At 56.8% G+C, this 19,903-nt stretch carries 16 protein-coding genes and 1 tRNA gene; 11 read left to right on the plus strand and 6 right to left on the minus strand.

All coding sequences use genetic code 11. The features are described from left to right. Positions 1–54 precede the first annotated feature (54 nt). Positions 55–1,335, minus strand: a complete 1,281-nt coding sequence (purD, locus tag Q0O33_RS04265; protein ID WP_295496520.1) for a phosphoribosylamine--glycine ligase — start codon at positions 1,333–1,335, stop codon at positions 55–57. Between purD and xseA the strand changes: the two genes are divergently transcribed. From xseA to Q0O33_RS04280, 3 genes are read left to right on the plus strand one after another with little or no spacing between them, the layout of a single operon-like run. Then, a complete protein-coding gene (gene xseA, locus Q0O33_RS04270) occupies positions 1,334–2,743 on the plus strand; it encodes an exodeoxyribonuclease VII large subunit (RefSeq protein WP_295496523.1) in 1,410 nt (469 codons plus the stop codon). The two genes, purD and xseA, sit on opposite strands and share 2 nt — an antisense overlap. 44 nt (positions 2,744–2,787) lie before the next feature. Beyond that, positions 2,788–2,991 carry a DUF2093 domain-containing protein gene (locus Q0O33_RS04275; protein ID WP_295496658.1) on the plus strand — a complete coding sequence of 68 codons (204 nt, stop codon included), beginning with the start codon at positions 2,788–2,790 and terminating at the stop codon, positions 2,989–2,991. A 4-nt stretch (positions 2,992–2,995) separates the two neighbouring features. Next, positions 2,996–3,862, plus strand: coding sequence for a M23 family metallopeptidase (locus Q0O33_RS04280; RefSeq protein WP_295496525.1), 867 nt, complete (start codon positions 2,996–2,998; stop codon positions 3,860–3,862). Between the two features lie 182 nt (positions 3,863–4,044). Here the strand turns inward: Q0O33_RS04280 and Q0O33_RS04285 are convergent, their stop codons facing one another. The 4 genes from Q0O33_RS04285 to Q0O33_RS04300 form a co-directional block, all read right to left on the minus strand. Next, positions 4,045–4,797 (minus strand): response regulator, encoded by a 753-nt coding sequence (locus Q0O33_RS04285; RefSeq protein ID WP_295496528.1) that lies wholly within the window; start codon positions 4,795–4,797, stop codon positions 4,045–4,047. 187 nt (positions 4,798–4,984) lie between these two features. Beyond that, the gene (locus Q0O33_RS04290; RefSeq protein ID WP_295496531.1) at positions 4,985–5,476 is read right to left on the minus strand and encodes a cytochrome c family protein; all 492 of its coding nucleotides are present in this window, start codon (positions 5,474–5,476) and stop codon (positions 4,985–4,987) included. Positions 5,477–5,584: 108 nt separating this feature from the next. Continuing rightward, positions 5,585–6,868, minus strand: coding sequence for a DUF3422 domain-containing protein (locus tag Q0O33_RS04295; protein WP_295496534.1), 1,284 nt, complete (start codon positions 6,866–6,868; stop codon positions 5,585–5,587). A gap of 102 nt (positions 6,869–6,970) precedes the next feature. Next, positions 6,971–8,347: a pyridoxal-dependent decarboxylase gene (locus tag Q0O33_RS04300; protein ID WP_295496537.1), complete on the minus strand. Its 1,377-nt coding sequence runs from the start codon at positions 8,345–8,347 to the stop codon at positions 6,971–6,973. Positions 8,348–8,628: 281 nt separating this feature from the next. On the opposite strand from Q0O33_RS04300, the gene Q0O33_RS04305 reads away from it, so the two are divergent. Both Q0O33_RS04305 and Q0O33_RS04310 read left to right on the plus strand, forming a co-directional pair. Next, positions 8,629–10,068 carry a DUF1800 domain-containing protein gene (locus Q0O33_RS04305; protein ID WP_366048239.1) on the plus strand — a complete coding sequence of 480 codons (1,440 nt, stop codon included), beginning with the start codon at positions 8,629–8,631 and terminating at the stop codon, positions 10,066–10,068. A 4-nt stretch (positions 10,069–10,072) separates the two neighbouring features. Next, a complete protein-coding gene (locus Q0O33_RS04310; RefSeq protein ID WP_295496539.1) occupies positions 10,073–11,194 on the plus strand; it encodes a DUF1501 domain-containing protein in 1,122 nt (373 codons plus the stop codon). Positions 11,195–11,400: 206 nt separating this feature from the next. On the opposite strand, the gene Q0O33_RS04315 is transcribed toward Q0O33_RS04310, so the two are convergent. Next, positions 11,401–11,474, minus strand: a tRNA-Cys gene (locus Q0O33_RS04315). Positions 11,475–11,746: 272 nt separating this feature from the next. Here Q0O33_RS04315 and Q0O33_RS04320 point away from each other — a divergent pair. The 6 genes from Q0O33_RS04320 to Q0O33_RS04345 all read left to right on the plus strand — a co-directional run bounded on the left by Q0O33_RS04320 (position 11,747) and on the right by Q0O33_RS04345 (position 19,860). After that, positions 11,747–12,331 carry a protein-L-isoaspartate O-methyltransferase gene (locus Q0O33_RS04320; RefSeq protein ID WP_295496543.1) on the plus strand — a complete coding sequence of 195 codons (585 nt, stop codon included), beginning with the start codon at positions 11,747–11,749 and terminating at the stop codon, positions 12,329–12,331. Then, positions 12,328–13,794, plus strand: a complete 1,467-nt coding sequence (locus tag Q0O33_RS04325; protein WP_366048241.1) for a TolC family outer membrane protein — start codon at positions 12,328–12,330, stop codon at positions 13,792–13,794. The genes Q0O33_RS04320 and Q0O33_RS04325 overlap by 4 nt, the downstream gene beginning before the upstream one ends. Before the next feature lie 20 nt (positions 13,795–13,814). Beyond that, positions 13,815–14,231: a DUF2497 domain-containing protein gene (locus tag Q0O33_RS04330; protein ID WP_295496546.1), complete on the plus strand. Its 417-nt coding sequence runs from the start codon at positions 13,815–13,817 to the stop codon at positions 14,229–14,231. 71 nt (positions 14,232–14,302) lie between these two features. Then, complete coding sequence (locus Q0O33_RS04335; protein WP_295496665.1) at positions 14,303–15,544, plus strand: amidohydrolase family protein; 1,242 nt, start codon at positions 14,303–14,305, stop codon at positions 15,542–15,544. 143 nt (positions 15,545–15,687) lie between these two features. Next, on the plus strand, positions 15,688–17,070 hold the full coding sequence (locus Q0O33_RS04340) for an amino acid permease (protein WP_295496549.1): 1,383 nt from the start codon (positions 15,688–15,690) through the stop codon (positions 17,068–17,070). Between the two features lie 84 nt (positions 17,071–17,154). Continuing rightward, a complete protein-coding gene (locus tag Q0O33_RS04345; RefSeq protein WP_295496551.1) occupies positions 17,155–19,860 on the plus strand; it encodes a valine--tRNA ligase in 2,706 nt (901 codons plus the stop codon). Positions 19,861–19,903 lie beyond the last annotated feature (43 nt).

Genomic DNA, 19,903 nt, shown 5'->3' on the forward strand with positions numbered 1-19,903 from the left:
TACGCCAAAATATGGCCGCGCGAAACTATGAATTCGCCGTATGAAAATTGGACGTTAATCCGTGCCGGATGCCGCTTCGCGCGCCACTTCGCGCCAACCGATGTCTCTGCGACAAAAACCGCCCGGGAAATCGATGCTGTCCACAGCGGCATAGGCAGTGGCTTGCGCATTCGTAACCGTATCGCCGGTGGCGGTAACATTGAGCACGCGCCCACCGCTAGCGACCAATTGGCCGCCGACTTCAGCCGTGCCCGCATGGAATATCTTGGCGTCCTTCACATCCGAAAGGTTAATCAGACCGCCTTTTTCCGGCAAAGCAGGATAGCCGTTTGCGGCCATCACAATTGTTAACGCCGCTTGGCGCGAAAACGCAGGAGCCTCGGCTTGCGCCAGCGTGCCTGTTGCAACCGCCAGCATCAACGCCGCCAGATCGCCTTCAAAACGCGTCATCAATACCTGACATTCGGGGTCACCAAAGCGAGCATTATATTCAATAAGCTTTGGCCCCTCCTCGGTGAGCATCAGTCCTGCAAACAGGACGCCGGAATAAGGCATGTTGTTGGCCGCCATATAAGCCACGGTCGGGCGAATGATGCGTTCCATGACTTGGGCCTGCAGTGCATCGGTCAGCACAAAGGCGGGCGAATATGCGCCCATTCCGCCGGTATTGGGCCCCGTATCGCCATCGCCCACGCGCTTATGATCCTGCGCGGAGCCAAAGGCGACAACATCACGGCCATCGGTCAACGCGAAAAAGCTCGCTTCTTCGCCGGTCATAAATTCTTCGATTACGACAGATGCGCCCGCGTCCCCAAAACCGCCGCCAAACATATCATCGATAGCGGCCTCCGCCTCAACGCGCGTTTCGGCAATGATGACGCCTTTGCCCGCGGCTAGGCCATCGGCCTTGATAACATAAGGGGCGTCGAACGCGTCGAGCCCAGCGATCGCCGATGCCTTGCTGTCATGCCGCGCATAGCCAGCGGTCGGAATGCCGGCGGCGGCGCACATATCTTTGGTAAAGCCTTTCGATCCTTCCAACTGCGCGGCTTTTTGGTTGGGGCCAAAGACCGGAATACCGGCATCGCGCAAGCTGTCGCCTAAGCCGCTGACCAATGGTGCTTCGGGTCCGACCACGACCAGTCCGATATCATGGCCCGCGCAAAAGGTGATGACCGCCACATGATCAGCAAAATTGAGATCCACCAACTCCGCGTCTTGCGCAATCCCGGGATTGCCCGGCGCCGCAAAGAGTGTATCGCAATTTGGCGATTGCGCGAGCTTCCACGCCAGCGCATGTTCGCGACCGCCCGAACCGATGAGCAAGATATTCATGTCCGCAAATGACCCCTTTGAAACTGGCGACCCGCAAGTCGCTCGCCTGTTAGCCGAGGAGCGGCCCGGCGACAATGCCCAGGCGATGAGCGTGTCGGAACTGTCGATTGCCCTGAAACGCACCGTTGAGGATCGTTTCGGCCATGTCCGCGTGCGCGGGGAGATTTCTGGGTTCAAGCGCGCGGCATCGGGGCATATCTATTTCTCCTTGAAAGATGATAATGCTCGGCTCGAAGCCGTGATGTGGAAAGGCGGCGCGGCTCGCCTGCCCTTCGCGCCGGAGGACGGGCTTGAGGTCGTCGCCACGGGTAAGCTCACCACTTATGCGGGGCGTTCCAATTATCAAATCGTCGTCGATAGCCTTGAAGTAGCGGGCGAAGGCGCGATGATGCTGTTGTTTGAAAAACTGAAGGCACGTCTCGCGGCAGAGGGGCTGTTTGCGCCGGAACGTAAGAAGAAACTGCCGGCGCTGCCCCGCACCATTGGGGTTGTTACGTCGCCTACGGGTGCAGTCATCCGCGACATTTTGCACCGGCTGGCCGACCGTTTCCCCACCCATGTCATCGTCTGGCCCGTATTGGTGCAAGGCGAAGGATCGGCGGCACAGATTGCGCGGGCCGTAAACGGGTTTTCTGCCATGCCCCAAAATGGTCCGGCCACGCGCCCCGACCTTGTAATTGTCGCGCGCGGTGGCGGGTCCATTGAGGATCTATGGGCCTTTAACGATGAAGCCGTCGTCCGCGCGGTCGCCGATTGTACGATACCGATTATCTCAGCAGTCGGGCATGAAACCGATACCACCTTGTGCGACTTTGCGGCGGATTTGCGGGCGCCAACACCGACCGCTGCCGCCGAAATCGCGGTTCCGGTACGCAACGACCTGTTGCAGCGCGTCGGACAATTGGGCCTGCGCATGGCGAATAGTGTGCGTAAGCATGTGGACCTAGCGGCGGAACGGCTTGAGGCGCAACGCCGTCTGATGCCGCGCCTGTCCGACCTTGCCGCGCCGCACCAGTTACGCACCGATGATCTGGCCGAACGCCTGCGCCAATCGCTACGCACACGCGTCGGCAAGGCGGAAATTGCCTATTCGGGGCCCGCGATGATGTTGCACCCGCGCCTTTTAACCCGCCGTATCGAGCAAGGGCAGCAACGGTTGGATGCACTTACCCGTCTTGCGGGTAGCCTGCATCCCGAAGCCCCGCTGAAGCGCGGTTTTGCCCGCGTGACGGATGCGGATGGCAAAACGATTATGTCGCGGGCCGCAGCGATAAAGGCGGGCGATGTGACCCTGCGGTTCGTTGATGGCGAAGTCGGCAGTGTTGTCGTTGGCGCTGCGCCACCGCGCTCAGTGACGCCCAAACCCAACACACCAACGGTTAATCAAGGCAATCTGTTCGACGGCTGACGCGACGCATTGCCCATTGCGCGTCAATGCGCCATAATGTGTTCATGCTGATGTCTTCGAAAAACAAAGTCGCCCGCCTGCATTATTTGGCCAATAGCTTCCGTATACTCACCGCAGGCGACCATGTCGTATGCGCGGTCACTGGACAGGCCATTGCGTTGGATGAGCTGCGTTACTGGAGCGTTGTCAAGCAGGAGCCTTATGTAAGCGCAGAGGCATCCACCCGCGCGGCATTGGCCAAAGGCTGAATACTTGCAGCGTACCAACTGGTTTTTGCGCGCGTTCATCACGACTTTCCTCAGTCTCGTCTGTGTTGCCTATCCGGTTTCTGGCCAACCGCAGGTCCCACCCCATATTAGCCAAGCCGAGTTCTGGATGTCCGGCGCTGCTGTTCAAGGCGGCTTAATCATCGGCCGCGCGCCCGAGGGAACGCACAGCCTTTTTTTGGAAGACACGCCGATAGAACTTAGTCCCGACGGCTTCTTCCTGATCGGTTTTGATCGTGACGCCCCGATGCAGGCCAATTTGGTCGCGATGCGCGTCGATGGCAGCAAGATGCAACACAACATCGCCGTCGCCCCGGGCAATTGGCGCATCGAAAATGTTGCCGCGAACATCACTGGCGGCGCGAAAAGCTCCGCCGAATTTCAGGCACGGCGTAGCACAGAGCTTGCGCAAATTGAGGCCGCACGCGCCGTCCGCAGTGATAGTGCAGGCTGGCGGCAAACATTCATCCGCCCCGTGCCGGGTCGCATATCGGGGCTATTTGGCGCGCAGCGAATCTATAACGGCACGCCGGGCAGCTACCATAATGGCATGGACATCGCTGCGCCTTCGGGCCGGGATTACGTCGCCCCAGCCGACGGTGTCGTCACCCTGGCCGCCAATGATGCCTTCACTTTAGAAGGGCATTTGTTGATGATTGACCATGGCATGGGGTTGAACAGTGCTTTTTTGCATGCGTCCGAATTGCTGGTCAAAGAAGGCGATATTGTGCGGCAAGGCCAAGTTATTGGCCGGGTCGGTGCCACAGGCAGAGCCAGTGGGCCGCATTTACACTGGGGTATGAAATGGAACAGTGCCCGGATTGATCCAAAGCTTTTGTTGCCAGCTGATTGAAGCGGCATGAACGATGGATCCGGAAACCGAAGAAAACACCCCGGCGGTTAGGCCGGGGTGCTAGGGTGCTGGTCTATAAGGGGAGGGCGACCAGCTGGCCAATATTTGCTTTTTCCCATATGTTGTCCTGGAAATATCGTTTCCAAAAGCAAACTGCGGTTGCCAGACATTGTTCCCAAAAATCATGCAGCTTTTGAATTTATGTCGACATCCCGGTGCATCAACAACGCCTGGCCAATGGTGGCGATGACGGTCTCCGGTTCAAAAGGCTTGGTGATCAGATAGGTCGGTTCAGGGCGTTCGCCGGTAAGCAGGCGTTCCGGAAAGGCGGTAATGAAAATCACAGGCACCGTTTGTTCAGCCAATATGTCTTTCACCGCATCGATCCCGCTCGATCCGTCGGCAAGACTAATGTCCGCCAACACCAATTCCGGCCGTTCATCCCGCGCCTTTGCGACAGCTTCTGCCCGGGTGCGAACAATCGCAATTGTTTCATGGCCAAGGCTTTCCACAATCTGCTTGATATGCAGCGCGATAATCGATTCATCTTCAATGATGAGCACGCGCGCTGACAGCGCATCTTGGATCGCGCTGCGTGCCGCCTGAACATGTTGGCGTACATCCTCTTGGCCCACGCCCAAAATGATGGCCGCATCTTCGACCGTAAAGCCTTCAACCGTGGCCAGCAGCAAACTCTGCCGGCGCTGCACGGGGAATTGGGCGATCACACCACTGCGACCGCGCGATTCCAATGGCGCCATCATTTCGCTGTTCCAGATCCGGTGAAATGTTCTGAACAGTTCAGTTTTTGCTGGAGCGGTTTCATCCCATTCTTCGGGCGCTGCCAATAACGCCTCCAATGTTTCGCGCACGGCCGCGTCACCCAATGACTGTGACCCAGTCAATGCCCGTGCGTCTTGCTTGTCTATTCTCATGTAGCGTCTCCTTATGTGCACTGGACAAAGCTAACGCCTGAAGCGCGGCTTGGTTCAACCAGCGTGGAGCCGAAAAGTTACAGGCCGCATTAGCGCCCGTTCAGAAGAGGCTATTGACCACCTGCTGTGCGCCTACAAAAAAGGCCGGGGATGACCCGGCCTTTGTGTTGTCTCGTAGAGTGAAAAATTAATTAGGTGTTTCGAGATATGCGATCAGGTCTGCACGCTTTTGCGCATCTGGCAGACCCGCGTAGATCATCTTCGTCTGCGGAATGACGCGCTGTGGCTTTTCCAGAAACTGGAACAATTTTTCCTTGGTCCAAACAAAGCCGGCGCCCGCATTTGCCGCAGAATATGTATATCCCGGTACTGTTCCAGCCGTGCGTCCAATAATGTTATTCAAGGATGGACCAATTTTGTTCACGCCAGCGTCGGTCACATGGCACATACGGCATTGCGCGAATACCAGCTTGCCATTGACGGCATTGCCCGCGAAATTGGCCAATGTGGAACCATCAAGCGTGCTCATGTCAGTTGCAGCTGGGGGACCCGCAGGAGCAACTGGGGCCGATGCTTCTGCCTGCGCTGATGTATCAGCGTCGCCATCCGAACCACCTGAGCATGCGGCAAGCATTGCAGATAAAGCCAGCAGACCAGCTATTGCTTTTGTGTTGACCATAGATTCTCCTGTCGCCTCTTTATTGGCCAGTTAGCCGATGTCTTACATACTCAACAAGTTTGAAAGTTTAGCCCACAACAACTCCCATGGAAAGGCCATTATGCAGAACTATCCGGTCTTTTCCGTATGCGCATTTTCCTCGTCACTTTCCTTTAAAACCTTGTGCCTGAGGCGGTTTACAAAGAGGTAAATCAGCAACACCACTGGCAAGGTCACAGCGCCAACAAGTATCTCGCTGCTTGACCCGCCTTTGGTCGCGGCCACGCCCTTGGTCATATAAGCAATGAGACCAACGAGATAATAAGCAGCCGCAATAACCGACAACCCCTCCACCAAGGTTTGTAGACGCAACTGAAGCTGCGTTGAGCGCTCCATCGACCGCATTAGAACAAGGTTCTGCGCCTTTATCCGGCTGTCAATACGCACATCCAGCGTGTGCATGACGCCAGAGATGCGCTCGGCAATATCGCTAAGGCGTTTCCGGAATACAGAACAGGTCCGCGATGCCGGCACCAGCCGTCGCTCCGTAAAGTCGGTAAGGCTTTGGAAGTTCAATATCGGCTGGACATCCAGCGCGGAAAGCCTGTCCGCCGCGACTTCGGCATAAGCTGCCGTCGCACTGAGCCGGAAACCGGTTGCCGAACGAATGAGTTCAAGCTCGGACGAAATGGCAGCGAGATCATTGAGCAAGACTTCATCATCTTCATCCGCCGAAGCAACACGGCGGGCATGGTCCGACAAGCGATGCTCCAACTGGTCAAGCTGGGGGCCATATTGCTGCACCACCGGGAAACCCAGCAAGGCAAGATTTCGGTAATTACCCAGTTCCTGAACCCGCTGAATGATGCGACCACGCTCGCCCTCGCCTACATCACCTGCAGTGATAAGCAGTCGGCCATATCCGTCGCCATGAATGCTGAAATCGGACCAAAGCCGCATGCCAGCATTGATATCGCAACAGACCATTTCATCGGTCGAAATGCCGATTGCGGACAATTCAGCATCAATATTTTCTATGCTGGGCACAACACGTATTTGCGTCGCGCGCACAACGCCCCCCGGCCAATTCTCCAACCATTGAATATAATTATGCCGAACAGGTTCAGGGGTTTCTGGCGGAAAAATCAGCGTTAACGTGCTGGCTTCGGTGTGCCGTTCCCATAGAAAATGAATACCGCCAAGCGTATGCCCCGAACCATGCCGCGGCGCGAGGGCCCAGTCATCAAAATCAGGCCGCGCGTTTATGAGCCAACGATCCTCCGCATTGCGTTCATCAGGTTCGATGAGGCGAACAACCTGATAAATTTCGCTATGCGCAGCAACGGGGGCAAAACGACGCAACCGCATTTCATCAACAGCCCAGCGGCGCAGCGGATGCTCAGTAAAGCTCATAGGCGGATACTCTCACAAATTTAGCGAAAGTCCATAGGCTTGAACCATTATGTAAAATAAGAAACTGGCGTGGCCGCCAGGCTCTGCTTGGCGCTGGCGATTTTATCGCATGCCCGATAAAGCAAGGCGTGCGGCCGCCACTGTCCGCGCGACATCGTCAGCGCTTGTATTCCAGCCGCAAACACTGATCCGCATCACGCGCTCGTCGTTCCAAATGCCGCCGCTAAAAAAGGCTTCGCCGCTGGCATTGATAGACGCGATAACGGCGTCGCTAATATTTGCGCCATCTTTCGAATCGAAGCGCACCAAGCCCTGGTTCATTGTCGGACGCGCGATGCCTGTGGCACCCTCAAGCGCCGAGATACCATCATAAATTGCCGCCGCATGATCGCAGCACCGTTCAATCATCCCCGCAAGGCCGTCACGGCCAAGCTCCATCAAAGCCGCCAATGCGGGAATGGCCCGGGCGCGGCGCGACCATTCTGGCGTAAAGTCCATAGGGTCGCGCACAGGCCCGCCATTGGTCAGATAGGCAGCGGTCATACGCATCGCGGCACTATGCGCACGGGCGTGACGCGTGATGGCCATTCCACAGTCATAAGGCGTGTTCAGCCATTTATGCCCGTCGGTGGCCCAACTGTCGGCGCGCTCCACTCCGGCAACCAAAGCGGACAGGCGTGGACTGGCATTCGCCCAAAGTCCAAAAGCACCGTCTACATGCACCCATGCTCCGGCGGCATGGGCAATCGGACACAATGTCGCAAAATCGTCGCACGCGCCAATGTTGAGATCACCTGCGTTGAGAATGACGATCGTCGGTGCATCGGGCGCTTCGGCAAGCGCGGCGCGCAGCACGTCCGGTGCCACGAGACCAGGCCCGCCTCCACCCAAAGGCATGATACAATCGCTACCTAAACCCAAAAGGCGCAATGCTCTGGTCACCGAAGCATGATGATGAGCATTGGCGAGCACGCGGATCTCAGGCGCGCCATGAAGCCCCTTTGCCTCCACGTCCCAACCCTTTTGCTCCAGAACAGCATGACGCGCGGCAGCAAGCGCCGTCGCGTGCGCCATCTGGCACCCTGTGACAAAGGCATAGCTGGCATCCGCCGGTAAACGCAAAGCGTCGAGCAGGAAACGGCCGGCAGCCTCTTCGAGAACCGCACCAGCAGGGCTGGTGGAGGCGAGTACCGCATTCTGGTCCCATGCAGAGCACATAATGTCCGCGGCCAGCGCCGAGGGGAGTGCCCCGCCTTTCACCCATGCAAAAAAGCGTCCACCCGCGTTGCCCGTAAGCCCCGGTTCGGCTGCTGCCGCAATCGCGCGCACCACATCATTGGCCGGCATTCCGCATTCGGGAAATTGCGCAGGCAAAGGCGCGCGTATCTCGTCCGCTGTGCCGCGCGAGGCAACGGGCCGTGTGCCGAGTGAATTGAGAAAACGGCGGGTCTCTGCAAAAGCGATATCAAGAATGTCCATCACGCGTCGGTAAAAGCTTTGTCAAAACGTGTCTATGTTGATGTCATTCGCAATGTGAACCGCCCAGTCATTGCGCGGGTTTTCAGGCTACGAGCGACAGCCAATGCGGTGTGTCTTCAAGCAACAACCGCCATAGTTGCCCGTCCGAATGGAAACGAGCAGGCCGATAAATGGTTGAACCCTAGCAGGTCGTTTCGTCCATCCATTCGGTGGGCATATCAGTTGCGTATCACACCATCTGCAGATAAGGTGCGCCGAACACTCTATGTTCCGGAGAGAGCATGATGACAAATGCTGCTATAGCTCTGAATCGCTTTGGCCTCGGTGCAAGACCGTCTGCCAGCGCGCCAGCCAGCCCAACGAACTGGTTAAAATCCCAGATCGAAAAATATGACCCCGCACTTTCGGCCTCTGCCAGCCAGCCAAGCCGGGCCAGCATTGCGGCAAGCTTTCGCGATTATCAGCTCGACCCCAAAGATCCTCAAGTCGCCGGAAAAGATGCCGCCGCGACAATGCCCGTCGACAGTATGACACAAATTGATCCTGCCAAAATTGAGAAAGTGGTCAACACGTTACGCCTTCAATATGTTGCCGCAGTAGATTCCCGAATTGACGCCGCGATTACCAGCGACACAGACTTTGCAGAGCGGTTGGTGCATTTTTGGTCGAACCATTTTGCAGTATCGATAGACAAGCTTCCAGTGCTTGCTCTGGCGGGTGATTATGAATTTACTGCTATCCGGCCAAACATCATGCGGACGTTTTCAGATTTGCTGTTCGCTGCCGTCACCCATCCCGCGATGCTGCTCTATCTGGATCAGGCGCAATCAATTGGCCCCAATAGCCCATTGGCGGCTCAGGTCGCGGCGCGACGCAACAGAAAATTAGGCCTGAACGAAAATCTGGCGCGGGAGATTTTGGAGCTGCACACGCTCGGTGCACGCACCGTGTACGATCAAAATGATGTCACCGAATTTGCGCGCGCCCTGACGGGTTTTACAGTTGGCGGGATGGCGAAGGGGCCAGTCCAGCGTTTTTTGGCCCAGAATGGCAAGGATGGCGATAGCCAGTTTTTCGCAGCCATTCATGAACCGGGCGATCGCAATGTCATCGGCCGGCGTTACCGCCAGCAAGGTGAAGCGCAAGCGCGGGCCATTTTGGCCGACATTGCCACACACCCCGCAACGGCAAAGCATATTGCGACAAAACTCGCGCAACATTTTGCTGCTGACGTTCCGCAATCATCATTGGTTGCACGGCTCGAAAAAAGCTTCCTGGAAAGCGGTGGCGATTTGCCTAAGCTTTATCGCACGTTGATTGATTCGCCAGAAATGTGGCTACCCAAGCAAGTCAAATTCAAATCGCCGTGGGACTGGGTAATCTCCTCGCTCCGCGCGTTGAATGTCCGAGAACTTCCTAACAATAGGCAAAGCGCAAACATGCTGGCGCAAATGGGGCAACCCATCTGGAAGCCGGGTTCGCCTGCAGGATTTAGCGACATGACTGAAAACTGGGCTGGGGGTGCAGCGCTTATGCGACGTGTCGAGATTGCAAGCCGGATCGCCGAACGCAGCGCTAACCGCGTGGATGCCCGCACATTAGCGCCGCGCATCCTCTCCACGCAACTAAGCGCCATGACAGCCGAAAGCATCGCACGCGCCGAAAGTCCGTCCCAAGGGCTCGCGCTGTTGTTGTTGTCACCTGAATTTTTGCGGAGATAGGGCCATGCTGAACCGACGCTATTTTGTGACTTCCGGTGTTTTGGGTTTGGGTGTTGCCGCTTTCCCAGGGGTCGGTTGGGCTGCGCCCGGCACGGACAAGAAATTCGTCTTCATCATCCAGCGCGGCGCGGCCGATGGATTGGCGACGTTGGCGCCGACAGGAGATCCAGACTTTCTGCGTGCGCGGGGAGATTTGGCAGCGGATGCAGCAGCGGGTTTGCAACTCGACACTATGTTCACGCTGCATCCTGCGATGGGCGAAAGTGCGAAGCTATTTGCGCTGAAACAGGCCAGTTTCAGCCACGCACTTGCGTCGGGTTATCGTGAAAGATCGCATTTTGACGCGCAGAACATTTTGGAGTCCGGCGGGGAGCGCCCATATGGTCGGGACGACGGTTGGCTTGGGCGGCTTTTGACGCTGTTGCCCCGTGAAGGTGCCAAAGGTCTGGCGGTCGCACCCGCAGTGCCGCTTGCGTTGCGTGGACCGATCGCGGCAAACAGTTACGCACCCTCACGTATGCAAGACGCCAATTCAGACCTCATGGCACGTTTGACCAATCTATATGCAGAAGATGCACAACTTTCAGCTTTATGGAGCGGCGCACAGGCTGCCGAAGCCATGGCCGGCCCGCCTGCTGATCAGGCGCTGAGGGGCGGAAAAGCACTAGGTCAGATGACGGCGGGGCTTATGAATGGCCCCAATGGCGCCCGCGTCGTGATGCTGGAAGCAAATGGCTGGGACACGCATTTTCAGCAAAAAGGGCGGTTAAATGCTGCGCTTGGTCAACTCGATGCGCTTGTGGGTTCACTCCGTGATACCCTTGCTAGTGAGTGGAGCAATACTCTGGTTATGGTCGCTACTGAATTTGGCAGGACCGTTGCTTTCAACGGTACAGGCGGCACTGACCATGGGACGGCCTCGGCGGCTATGCTGTTTGGTGGTTCTTTGACAAATGGCGGAAAGATCGTAGCTGATTGGCCAGGACTGAAGGCGTCACAATTGTATGAGGGTCGCGATCTTAAGCCTACGACGCGGTTTGAACAATTTGCAAGCGATGCGCTGGCGCGACACTTCAGCTTAGACCCTGTAAGGACTAAGGGGGTATTATTTCCCGACTTTGCCTAGGGTCGCGATAGTAAAAATTTCAAGTACGTAGGAAAACTGGTTCAATACGTCATAGGACATGTCCGCTCATAGGCACGAGGTCATTGATGACGCTGAGTCCGCAGCCATTGGTACCGCAGCCGAGCCCGTCGGCACGGCTCCAGGCTCTCTGAAACGCGCAGCTTCAGGGGTTAAAGATGTCCGTTGGGCTTTAAATAGAATATGCTTGGAGGCCCGAGCCGGAATCGAACCGGCGTGCAAGGATTTGCAGTCCTCTGCGTCACCACTCCGCCATCGGGCCCCTGAACAATAACTTGCCTGAACAGCAATGCCATTATGTGGTGAAGGCGGGCGTTTAGCGGCTTGACCAATTCAATGCAACCGGCAATCTGACGCCTTGTGCCCCAGCCGCCACAAGCTGCGGAAAAGTTGCTATTTGCAACCTGAAATAGGCTGTTTGTCTGAATCCCGCTTGGCGTAACGGGCAAGGCTGGCTAGAACCAGACTCAAAGGCTGTATTGTGTTTGCAACACAGCCGTGCCACATGGCCAGCAAGTTAATGGAAATATTCCGATGGAATCAGTGAATTTTGAAGAAATGCGGCGGTCCATGGTGGACAGCCAGCTGCGCACAAGCGGCGTAACCGACTTATGGGTGCTGGCGGCGATGGGCAGCATCCCGCGTGAGGATTTTGCACCGCTCACCCACCGATCCACAGCCTATATGGACCGGTCAATTGCGCTGGACGATGGATCTGTCCTCAACCCCGGCGTGTCTACCGCTTTGCTGCTACAGGCGGCGGATGTGCGTCCAGACGATCATGTTTTGTTGGTTGGCAAGCAGGATGGTTATGTAGCCGCGATACTGCGTACACGGGTCAACGCTCTCGTTTCTGTAACGGCGGACAATGTTGCAGCAGCGCAATCTGCGGCTCCATATTCTCTGATCATCATTGACGGCGCGGCCGAAGAGCTACCCGCCGCATTGGTTAGTCTCGCAGCCGAAGGTGCGCGATTGGTGACCGGTATCGTCGAAGGTTTGGTAACGCGCTTGGCCAAGGGCTATGTTCACAAGGGGAAAATTGCGTTGAAATCATTTGAGGATAGCGAGATTGCCCCGCTGCCGGCTTTTGCTCGCAAACCGGAGTTCGTGTTTTGAGCGCGCGTCGTCTGATCATGGCTGCCTTACTGGCGTCCACCGGATTGGCTGCGCCGGCCAACGCCGACACTTTGCGTGACGCCTTGGTGTCAGCATATGAAACCAACCCCAATCTAACCGCAGCACGTCAGGGACAGCGCGCAACCAACGAAGGTGTTCCTTTGGCCAAGGCCAATGGCCGCCCGGACATCACGGTGCAGCCAAACTATGTTGAAAATGTCCTGCAGGACAGCGGCGGATCCGTGGTTCAGGCCCGTGGCATCAACATTAACGGTACAATTTCCGCGCCCTTATATGCGGGCGGGGGCATTAAAAATGCGGTGCGCGCGGCGGAAAACCGGGTTGAGGCCGGCTTTGCCAATTTGCGTGGCACCGAAAGCGCCATCTTCTCGGCGGTGGTCGGCGCGTATATGGATGTTATTCGTGATGAATCGATTGTCGATTTGAACCGCGCTCAGGTTGGCGTGCTGTCGGTAAATCTGGATGCCACGCGTGACCGGTTTGAGATAGGTGACCTGACCCGCACCGATGTTGCGCAATCCGAAGCGCGGCTGGCGCTGGCAACCAGCAATCTGGAAACAGCGCGCGCCAATCTGATCCGTTCGAAAGAGATTTATATCCAATTGGTCGGGCGTGAACCCGGGCAATTGCAGGCGCCGCCACCGCTGCCCAATTTGCCATTAACGCCTGACAGCGCGGTAACCGTGGCGCTGGACAGTAATCCGGATTTGATCGCGGCGCGCGAAAGCCGTGAGGCCGCCCGTTTTGACCGCCGCGCTGCAAATGCATCGCGTCTGCCCACAATAAGCGTCTTTACATCCCCATCTTACTCCAATGCCTTAAATTCGATCTCATCGAATATTCCTGGCTTCGTGGCGGACAACAGCGCGCTAAACGCCCAAGCGGGCGTGCGTGCGACTTTGCCCTTGTATCAAGGTGGGCAGCCCGCCGCGCAAATTCGTCAAGCGCAGGCCCGGCTTGGCCAGGCGCAGGAACTGGAAATCGCCGCGGAGCGTGAAGTGATTGCCCAGACCCGCGCATCTTACGCGAGCTGGCGGGCAGCGTTGGATGTCATCGCCGCCTCCGAACGCGCAGTGTCCGCAAACGAGTTATCGCTTGAAGGCACCCGCGCCGAAAATGGCGTTGGTAACCGCACCATATTGGACATACTGAACGCTGAGCAAGAATTGCTGAACAGCAAGGTTCAACTGGTCGCCGCGCGCCGCAACGCCTATGTCGCCGGTTTCACTTTGTTGGCCGCGATGGGCAAAGCCGAAGCGCGCGATTTGGGCCTTGAAGGCGGTACATTATACGATCCCGTCGCTGACTATCAAAAGGTTGATGGCGCTTGGAGCGACTGGTCATCACAGCCGGATCCAGTTACCCAATCGACCCGGACCGTTGACACGGCTGCGCAAAAGGCAGAGATAGAGCCAATTGTTACCGACGGTAGAATCCGGTAATCTAAGCAAGGGCTGAGAATATGGCTGACGGCCGGAACGAACCTTCGATGGATGAAATTTTGGCCTCGATCAAACGCATCATCGCCGATGATGACCGCAATCGTCCGGTCGCCAAGTCCGCGCCAAAGTCCGCTGCGGCGGATGCCGGGCAAGATGAAGTCCTTGAACTAACCGACACCGATAATAATCCGAGCAGCAGCGAAGTTTTGCTGGATACCAATAAAGCGCAGAGCCTGCGCCACAGCTTTTCTGCGTTGCAAACCCTTGCTGAACCTGGTGCAGCACCGCAAATTGTCCGGTCAGGCGAAACGTCGCTTGAGGCGATGACGCGCGATCTGTTGCGGCCGATGCTGAAAGATTGGCTCGACACCCATTTGCCAGCCATCGTCGAAGCGATGGTCGAACGCGAAATCACCCGCATCACCAAAAAAAGGTAACGAACGCCATGCGCTTTTGGAGCCGTGATGTGGGTTTCGCGCCCGTACTGACATCATTGGCGGCGCTTGTAATGAGCATGGCAACGCCACTGCAGGCGTCCGACCTATATGTTGCCACGGGGAAGCTCATTGACGTCCAAGCTGGCATTGTACGCACCAATCAATGCATCAGCATCACCAATGACAGGATAACCGCTGTCACACCCTGCGGCGCGACGCCAACGGGCGCGAAACGGCTGGATTGGACGGCGTTCACCGTTCTGCCCGGCATGATTGACCTGCACACCCATTTGGCGGACGCCGGACAGAGCGCGGACCTCGCGCTGCCCATCAAAACATCACCTGCGGCGACGGCATTGATCGGCGCGCACAATGCCCGGCTGACGTTAGAGTCTGGTTTCACGACAGTCCGCGATGTCGGCACCTATCGGGGACTAACTGATATCGCCTTGCGTGATGCCATCAACGCTGGACATATGCCCGGGCCACGCATGTTCGTTGCCGGTGCCTATATCACCCTGCCCAAGGGTGGCGGCGAATTGAACGGCGTTGTGCCCAATGAAGAATTGCCGGCTGACATGCGGCTTGGCATTGCCAGCACGCCCGAAGAAGCCGCAGCGAAGACAGCATTTCTTATCGAGCAAGGCGCTGACTTTATTAAAACCATCGCTACCGGCGCGGTGCTTGCCATCGGCACCGAGCCTGGCGAGCCGGAGCTGAGCGAAGTGCAACTGCGCGCGGTCGTGCAAACCGCAAAGGCAAAGGGCAAATTCGTCACCGCACATGCCCATGGCGCGATTGGCATTAAAAACGCGATCCGCGCAGGCGTCCGTTCCATCGAACATGCCAGCCTGATTGACGATGAAGCACTGGCTATGGTGAAAGCCAGCGGCACCTGGCTGGTGATGGATATTTATAATGGCGATTATATTGACGACATCGGGACGCGCGAGAAATGGCCTGAGGAATATCTCCGTAAAAACCGCGAGACCACCGATGTACAGCGGGCCCGCTTTACCCAGGCCGTCAAAATGGGCGTCAATATTGCGTATGGCACCGACAGCGGCGTCTATCCGCACGGCCAAAATGGTCGGCAATTTGCCTATATGGTCCGTTACGGCATGACCCCGATGCAGGCCATTCAAAGCGCCACAATCCGCGCAGCAGAATTATTGGGTAAGGACAAGGAGCTAGGCAGCATCGCACCCGGGCGCTTTGCCGATCTTGTGGCGGTGGATGGCGACCCGCTTGCCGATATCCATATATTGGAAAATGTTGCCCATGTGATGAAGGGTGGAAACACCGTGCGCTAAATGTCCGGCGCACGCGGGGCTAAACTTCTTGCTTGCCTGCTGTGCGCTGACTAGCGTGATGCCCATGACGTCTTTCGAAAATGAGTGACCGGCGAGATAGGCAATGGCCTGCGCTGGTGCGACGAATAGGTTGGGGGGGAAATATGACGGACATTGCACATAATGTGGCAACCGAAACCAATGGCGGCGTGGAGCTGTCGCGCAGCTTGAAGTCCCGCCATGTTTCGATGATCGCCATTGGCGGCATCATTGGTGCGGGGCTGTTCGTCGGCTCCTCCACCACAATCAGCCAGGCCGGACCCGCCGCCGTCTTCTCCTTTGCCATTGCAGGATTCATCATTTTACTGGTCATGCGCATGATCTCCGAAATGGCAATAGCCGTTGACGGTGTGCAAACCTTCCCGGACTTTGCACGCGCTGGGCTGGGCCATTTGGCGGGCTTTATGTCCGGCTGGCTTTATTGGTATTTCTGGGTCGTGGTTGTCGCGATTGAGGCGATTGCTGGCGCGCAAATATTACATGGCTGGTTTCCTGCCGTGCCCGAACTTGGCATCGGCATTGCTCTGATGGCGATTTTGACCGCGGTAAACCTAATGTCGGCGCGCGCTTATGGTGAGTTTGAATTCTGGTTTTCGTCGATCAAAGTCGCCGCGATCATTGTGTTCATTCTAATCTGCGCCGCATGGGCCTTTGGCCTAACCTCCGGTAGCGGCGCGACCTTTGGCAATTTGACGGCGCATGACGGCTTTGTTCCCAATGGCTGGGGCGTTGTGCTGGCGGCAGCCACCTCGACCATATTCAGCCTTGTTGGCGCCGAAATCGCGACCATCGCAGCTGCCGAATCCGAAGAGCCTTCCAAGGTCATCGGCCGCATGACCGTGTCGGTCACGATGCGTATCCTTATCTTCTATGTGCTGTCCATCTTCCTCATCGTATCCATAGTGCCCTGGACCGAGATCGTACCCAAGGTGTCGCCCTTTGCCACCACGCTTGCCTATATGGGCTTACCGGCGGGTCAATTGATTATGGAGGCTGTGGTTTTGGTCGCCGTGCTATCATGTCTGAACTCCGGCCTATATGTCACCTCACGCGCTTTGTTCGGCCTCGCAAAGCATAAGGACGCGCCGCAGTGGCTGGTGCAGGTCAACAATCGCAAAGTGCCGGCGCGTGCCATCTTGATCGCCAGCCTATTTAGCTATGTCGCGCTCGCCGCCGACGCGGTATCACGCGATGTGGTGTTCAGCTTCCTGATCAATAGCTGCGGCGTGACCATGCTTCTTCTGTATCTTATGACATCTGGCGCACAGCTGAAGCTGCGCCGTAAATATGAGGCGGAGGCCACAGAACGGCTACAAATCAAAATGTGGTTTCACCCCTTTGGCACTTATATCGCGATGGCGGCGATGTTGGTCATCTTGGTCGCAAAGGGCCTAGATCCAGCCGCGTCGCAGGAATTGTGGTTGAGCCTGCTCGTCGCAGGCGGCTTTGCTGCGGCCTTCTTTATTTTCAGGCGTCGGGTGGCGTAACCGCACCCGTCATCTTGAACTTGTTTTGGTAGGACGCGCCGTGAGGGTTTCCCTTTCTGGCTAGGCTCGTTATGGCACACAGCCATGACTATCGATAAGACTTTCGACCCCGCCGCGATTGAGGCGAAATGGTATGCGCATTGGGAATCCACGGGCGCATTTCGTCCTGATCGCCCCCATGCCGAGCCGTATACAATCGTCAACCCGCCGCCCAATGTGACGGGCAGCCTGCACATCGGCCATGCGCTCGACAACACCTTGCAGGATATCCTCATTCGCCACGCGCGTTTGCAGGGCAAGGATGCGTTATGGGTCGTCGGCACAGACCATGCGGGCATTGCGACACAGATGGTCGTCGAACGTCAGCTCAATGCCCAAGGGCAAAAGCGCACCGATTTCACCCGCGACGAATTTGTCGCCAAGGTGTGGGAATGGAAGGCGGAAAGTGGCGGCGAGATTACTGGCCAGTTGCGCCGTCTTGGCTGTTCCATGGATTGGGAAAATGAACGCTTCACCATGGATGAAGGCTTTTCAAAGGCTGTCATCAAGGTGTTTGTCGATCTTTACAACCAGGGACTGCTCTACCGCGACAAGCGCCTCGTCAATTGGGACCCCGGCCTGAAAACCGCGATTTCGGATCTTGAGGTCGAAACCCGCGAGATCAATGGCAAATTTTGGCATTTCAAATATCCGTTGGAGGATGGCAGCGGCTTCATAAGCGTTGCCACCACGCGCCCGGAAACGATGCTGGCCGATATGGCCGTCGCGGTGAACCTGTCGGATGAACGTTATGCGCATCTGGTGGGCAAAAATGTCCGCTTGCCCATCACGGGCCGTTTGATTCCCATTGTCACGGACGAACATGCCGACCCCGAATTGGGTTCCGGCGCCGTGAAAATCACACCGGGACATGATTTCAACGACTTTGAAGTTGGCAAGCGCGCCGGTTTCAAGGCAAGCGATATGTTCAACATGCTCGACGGCGAAGGCCGCGTTGTGCAGACCGCCGATGGACGTATTCCAGCCGAATATATCGGACAATATCGCTTTGGGATTGAAGGCGAACCAACCAACGCCCGCAAGATGGTGGTCGAGGCGATGGACGCTTTGGGGCTGCTCGAAAAGGTCGAAGACCGCGTCATCCAAACCCCCTTTGGCGACCGGTCAGGTCAAGTGATTGAGCCTTGGTTGACCGACCAATGGTATGTCGACGCCGAAACACTTGCCAAGCCAGCCATCGAAGCCGCGCGCAAAGGCAAGGCCAATGGCGGTTTCGACATCGTGCCGAAGTCTTGGGAAAAAACCTATTTCAACTGGATGGAGAATATCCAGCCATGGTGCGTCTCCCGCCAGCTGTGGTGGGGGCACCAGATACCAGCGTGGTTTGCCGCCGACGGCACATGCTATGTCGCCGAAACCGAAGAGGCCGCGCAGGCGCTTGCAGGCGCGGGCGTCGAACTGACGCGCGACCCCGACGTCCTCGACACATGGTTCTCGTCTGCGCTTTGGCCGTTTGGCACTTTGGGTTGGCCGGACGATGCGGGCGCGGATTCTCAAACCATGCTCAACCGCCATTATCCCAATGATGTGCTGATTTCAGGTTTTGACATATTGTTTTTCTGGGATGCGCGGATGGCGATGCAGGGCATTCACTTCATGAAAGAAGTGCCTTGGAAAACGCTCTATCTGCACGGCCTTGTCCGCGCGGCGGATGGCAGCAAAATGTCGAAGTCAAAGGGCAATACGGTCGACCCGTTGGGCCTGATTGACCAATATGGCGCGGATGCCCTGCGCTTCTTCATGGCGGCTATGGAAAGCCAAGGCCGCGACATTAAAATGGATGAAAGTCGTGTCGCCGGTTACCGCAATTTCGCGACGAAGCTGTGGAACGCAGCCCGTTTTGCGCAATCCAACGGCATCGGCGGATCGCACAGCGTGCATGCGCCAAAGGCCGAATTGGCAGTCAACCGCTGGATCATTGGCGAAGTTGTCAGCACCGTCCAAAAGCTGAACAAAGCGTTTGCCGAATTCCGTTTCGACGGCATGGCCGATGTGCTGTACCACATGGTGTTCGACCAGTTTTGTGACTGGTATCTCGAACTGATCAAGCCAGCTTTCGTAGACGGCGAAAAAGGCGAGATGGATGCGGAATCCAAAATCGTCGCTGGCTGGGCGCTCGACCAGATTTTGGTGATGCTCCACCCCTTCATGCCGTTCATTACCGAAGAATTATGGCACGCTTTGTCCGACCCCGCGACACCGCGCGGCTATGACATCATTCACGCCCAATGGCCGGAACCAAATGCCACTGTTGATGCAGGGGCGGTTGCCGAAATCTATTGGGTCATCGACACGATCAGCAAAACCCGTTCCTTCAAGGCGGAGTTGAATATCGCGCCAGGCACACGCCTGACCGCGAATATTGCCGGCCCACAGACCGCCACGATTGCCATAATCGAGCGTCAGGGGGCAGCCTTGTCACGGCTCGGTCGCATCGACGATTTTGTCTTTGCGCCCGTTGCAACAAACAATGTCGCACAAATCATTGTGGGCGACGACACCATCGTTTTCGCGCTTGATGGTATCATCGACCTCGACGCCGAGCGCAGCCGGATCAGCAAAGCCATTGAGGCAGCCACCAAAGAGCGTGATGCGCTAGCGGGGCGTTTGGCCAATGCGGCGTTTGTGGAAAAGGCCAAGCCCGAAGCCGTGGAAAAGGCGCGTGCGGACCATGCCGAGAAAGCTGCCGAGGCCGAGCGGCTGACTGCGGCGTTAAAGCGGTTGGGATGACTGCCATCCAAACCACTAACCAAAAAGGTATTTCAGCATAGCT

Origin of the sequence: Sphingorhabdus sp. EL138 (assembly GCF_945862485.1) — a bacterium.
Lineage (GTDB): Bacteria > Pseudomonadota > Alphaproteobacteria > Sphingomonadales > Sphingomonadaceae > Sphingorhabdus_B.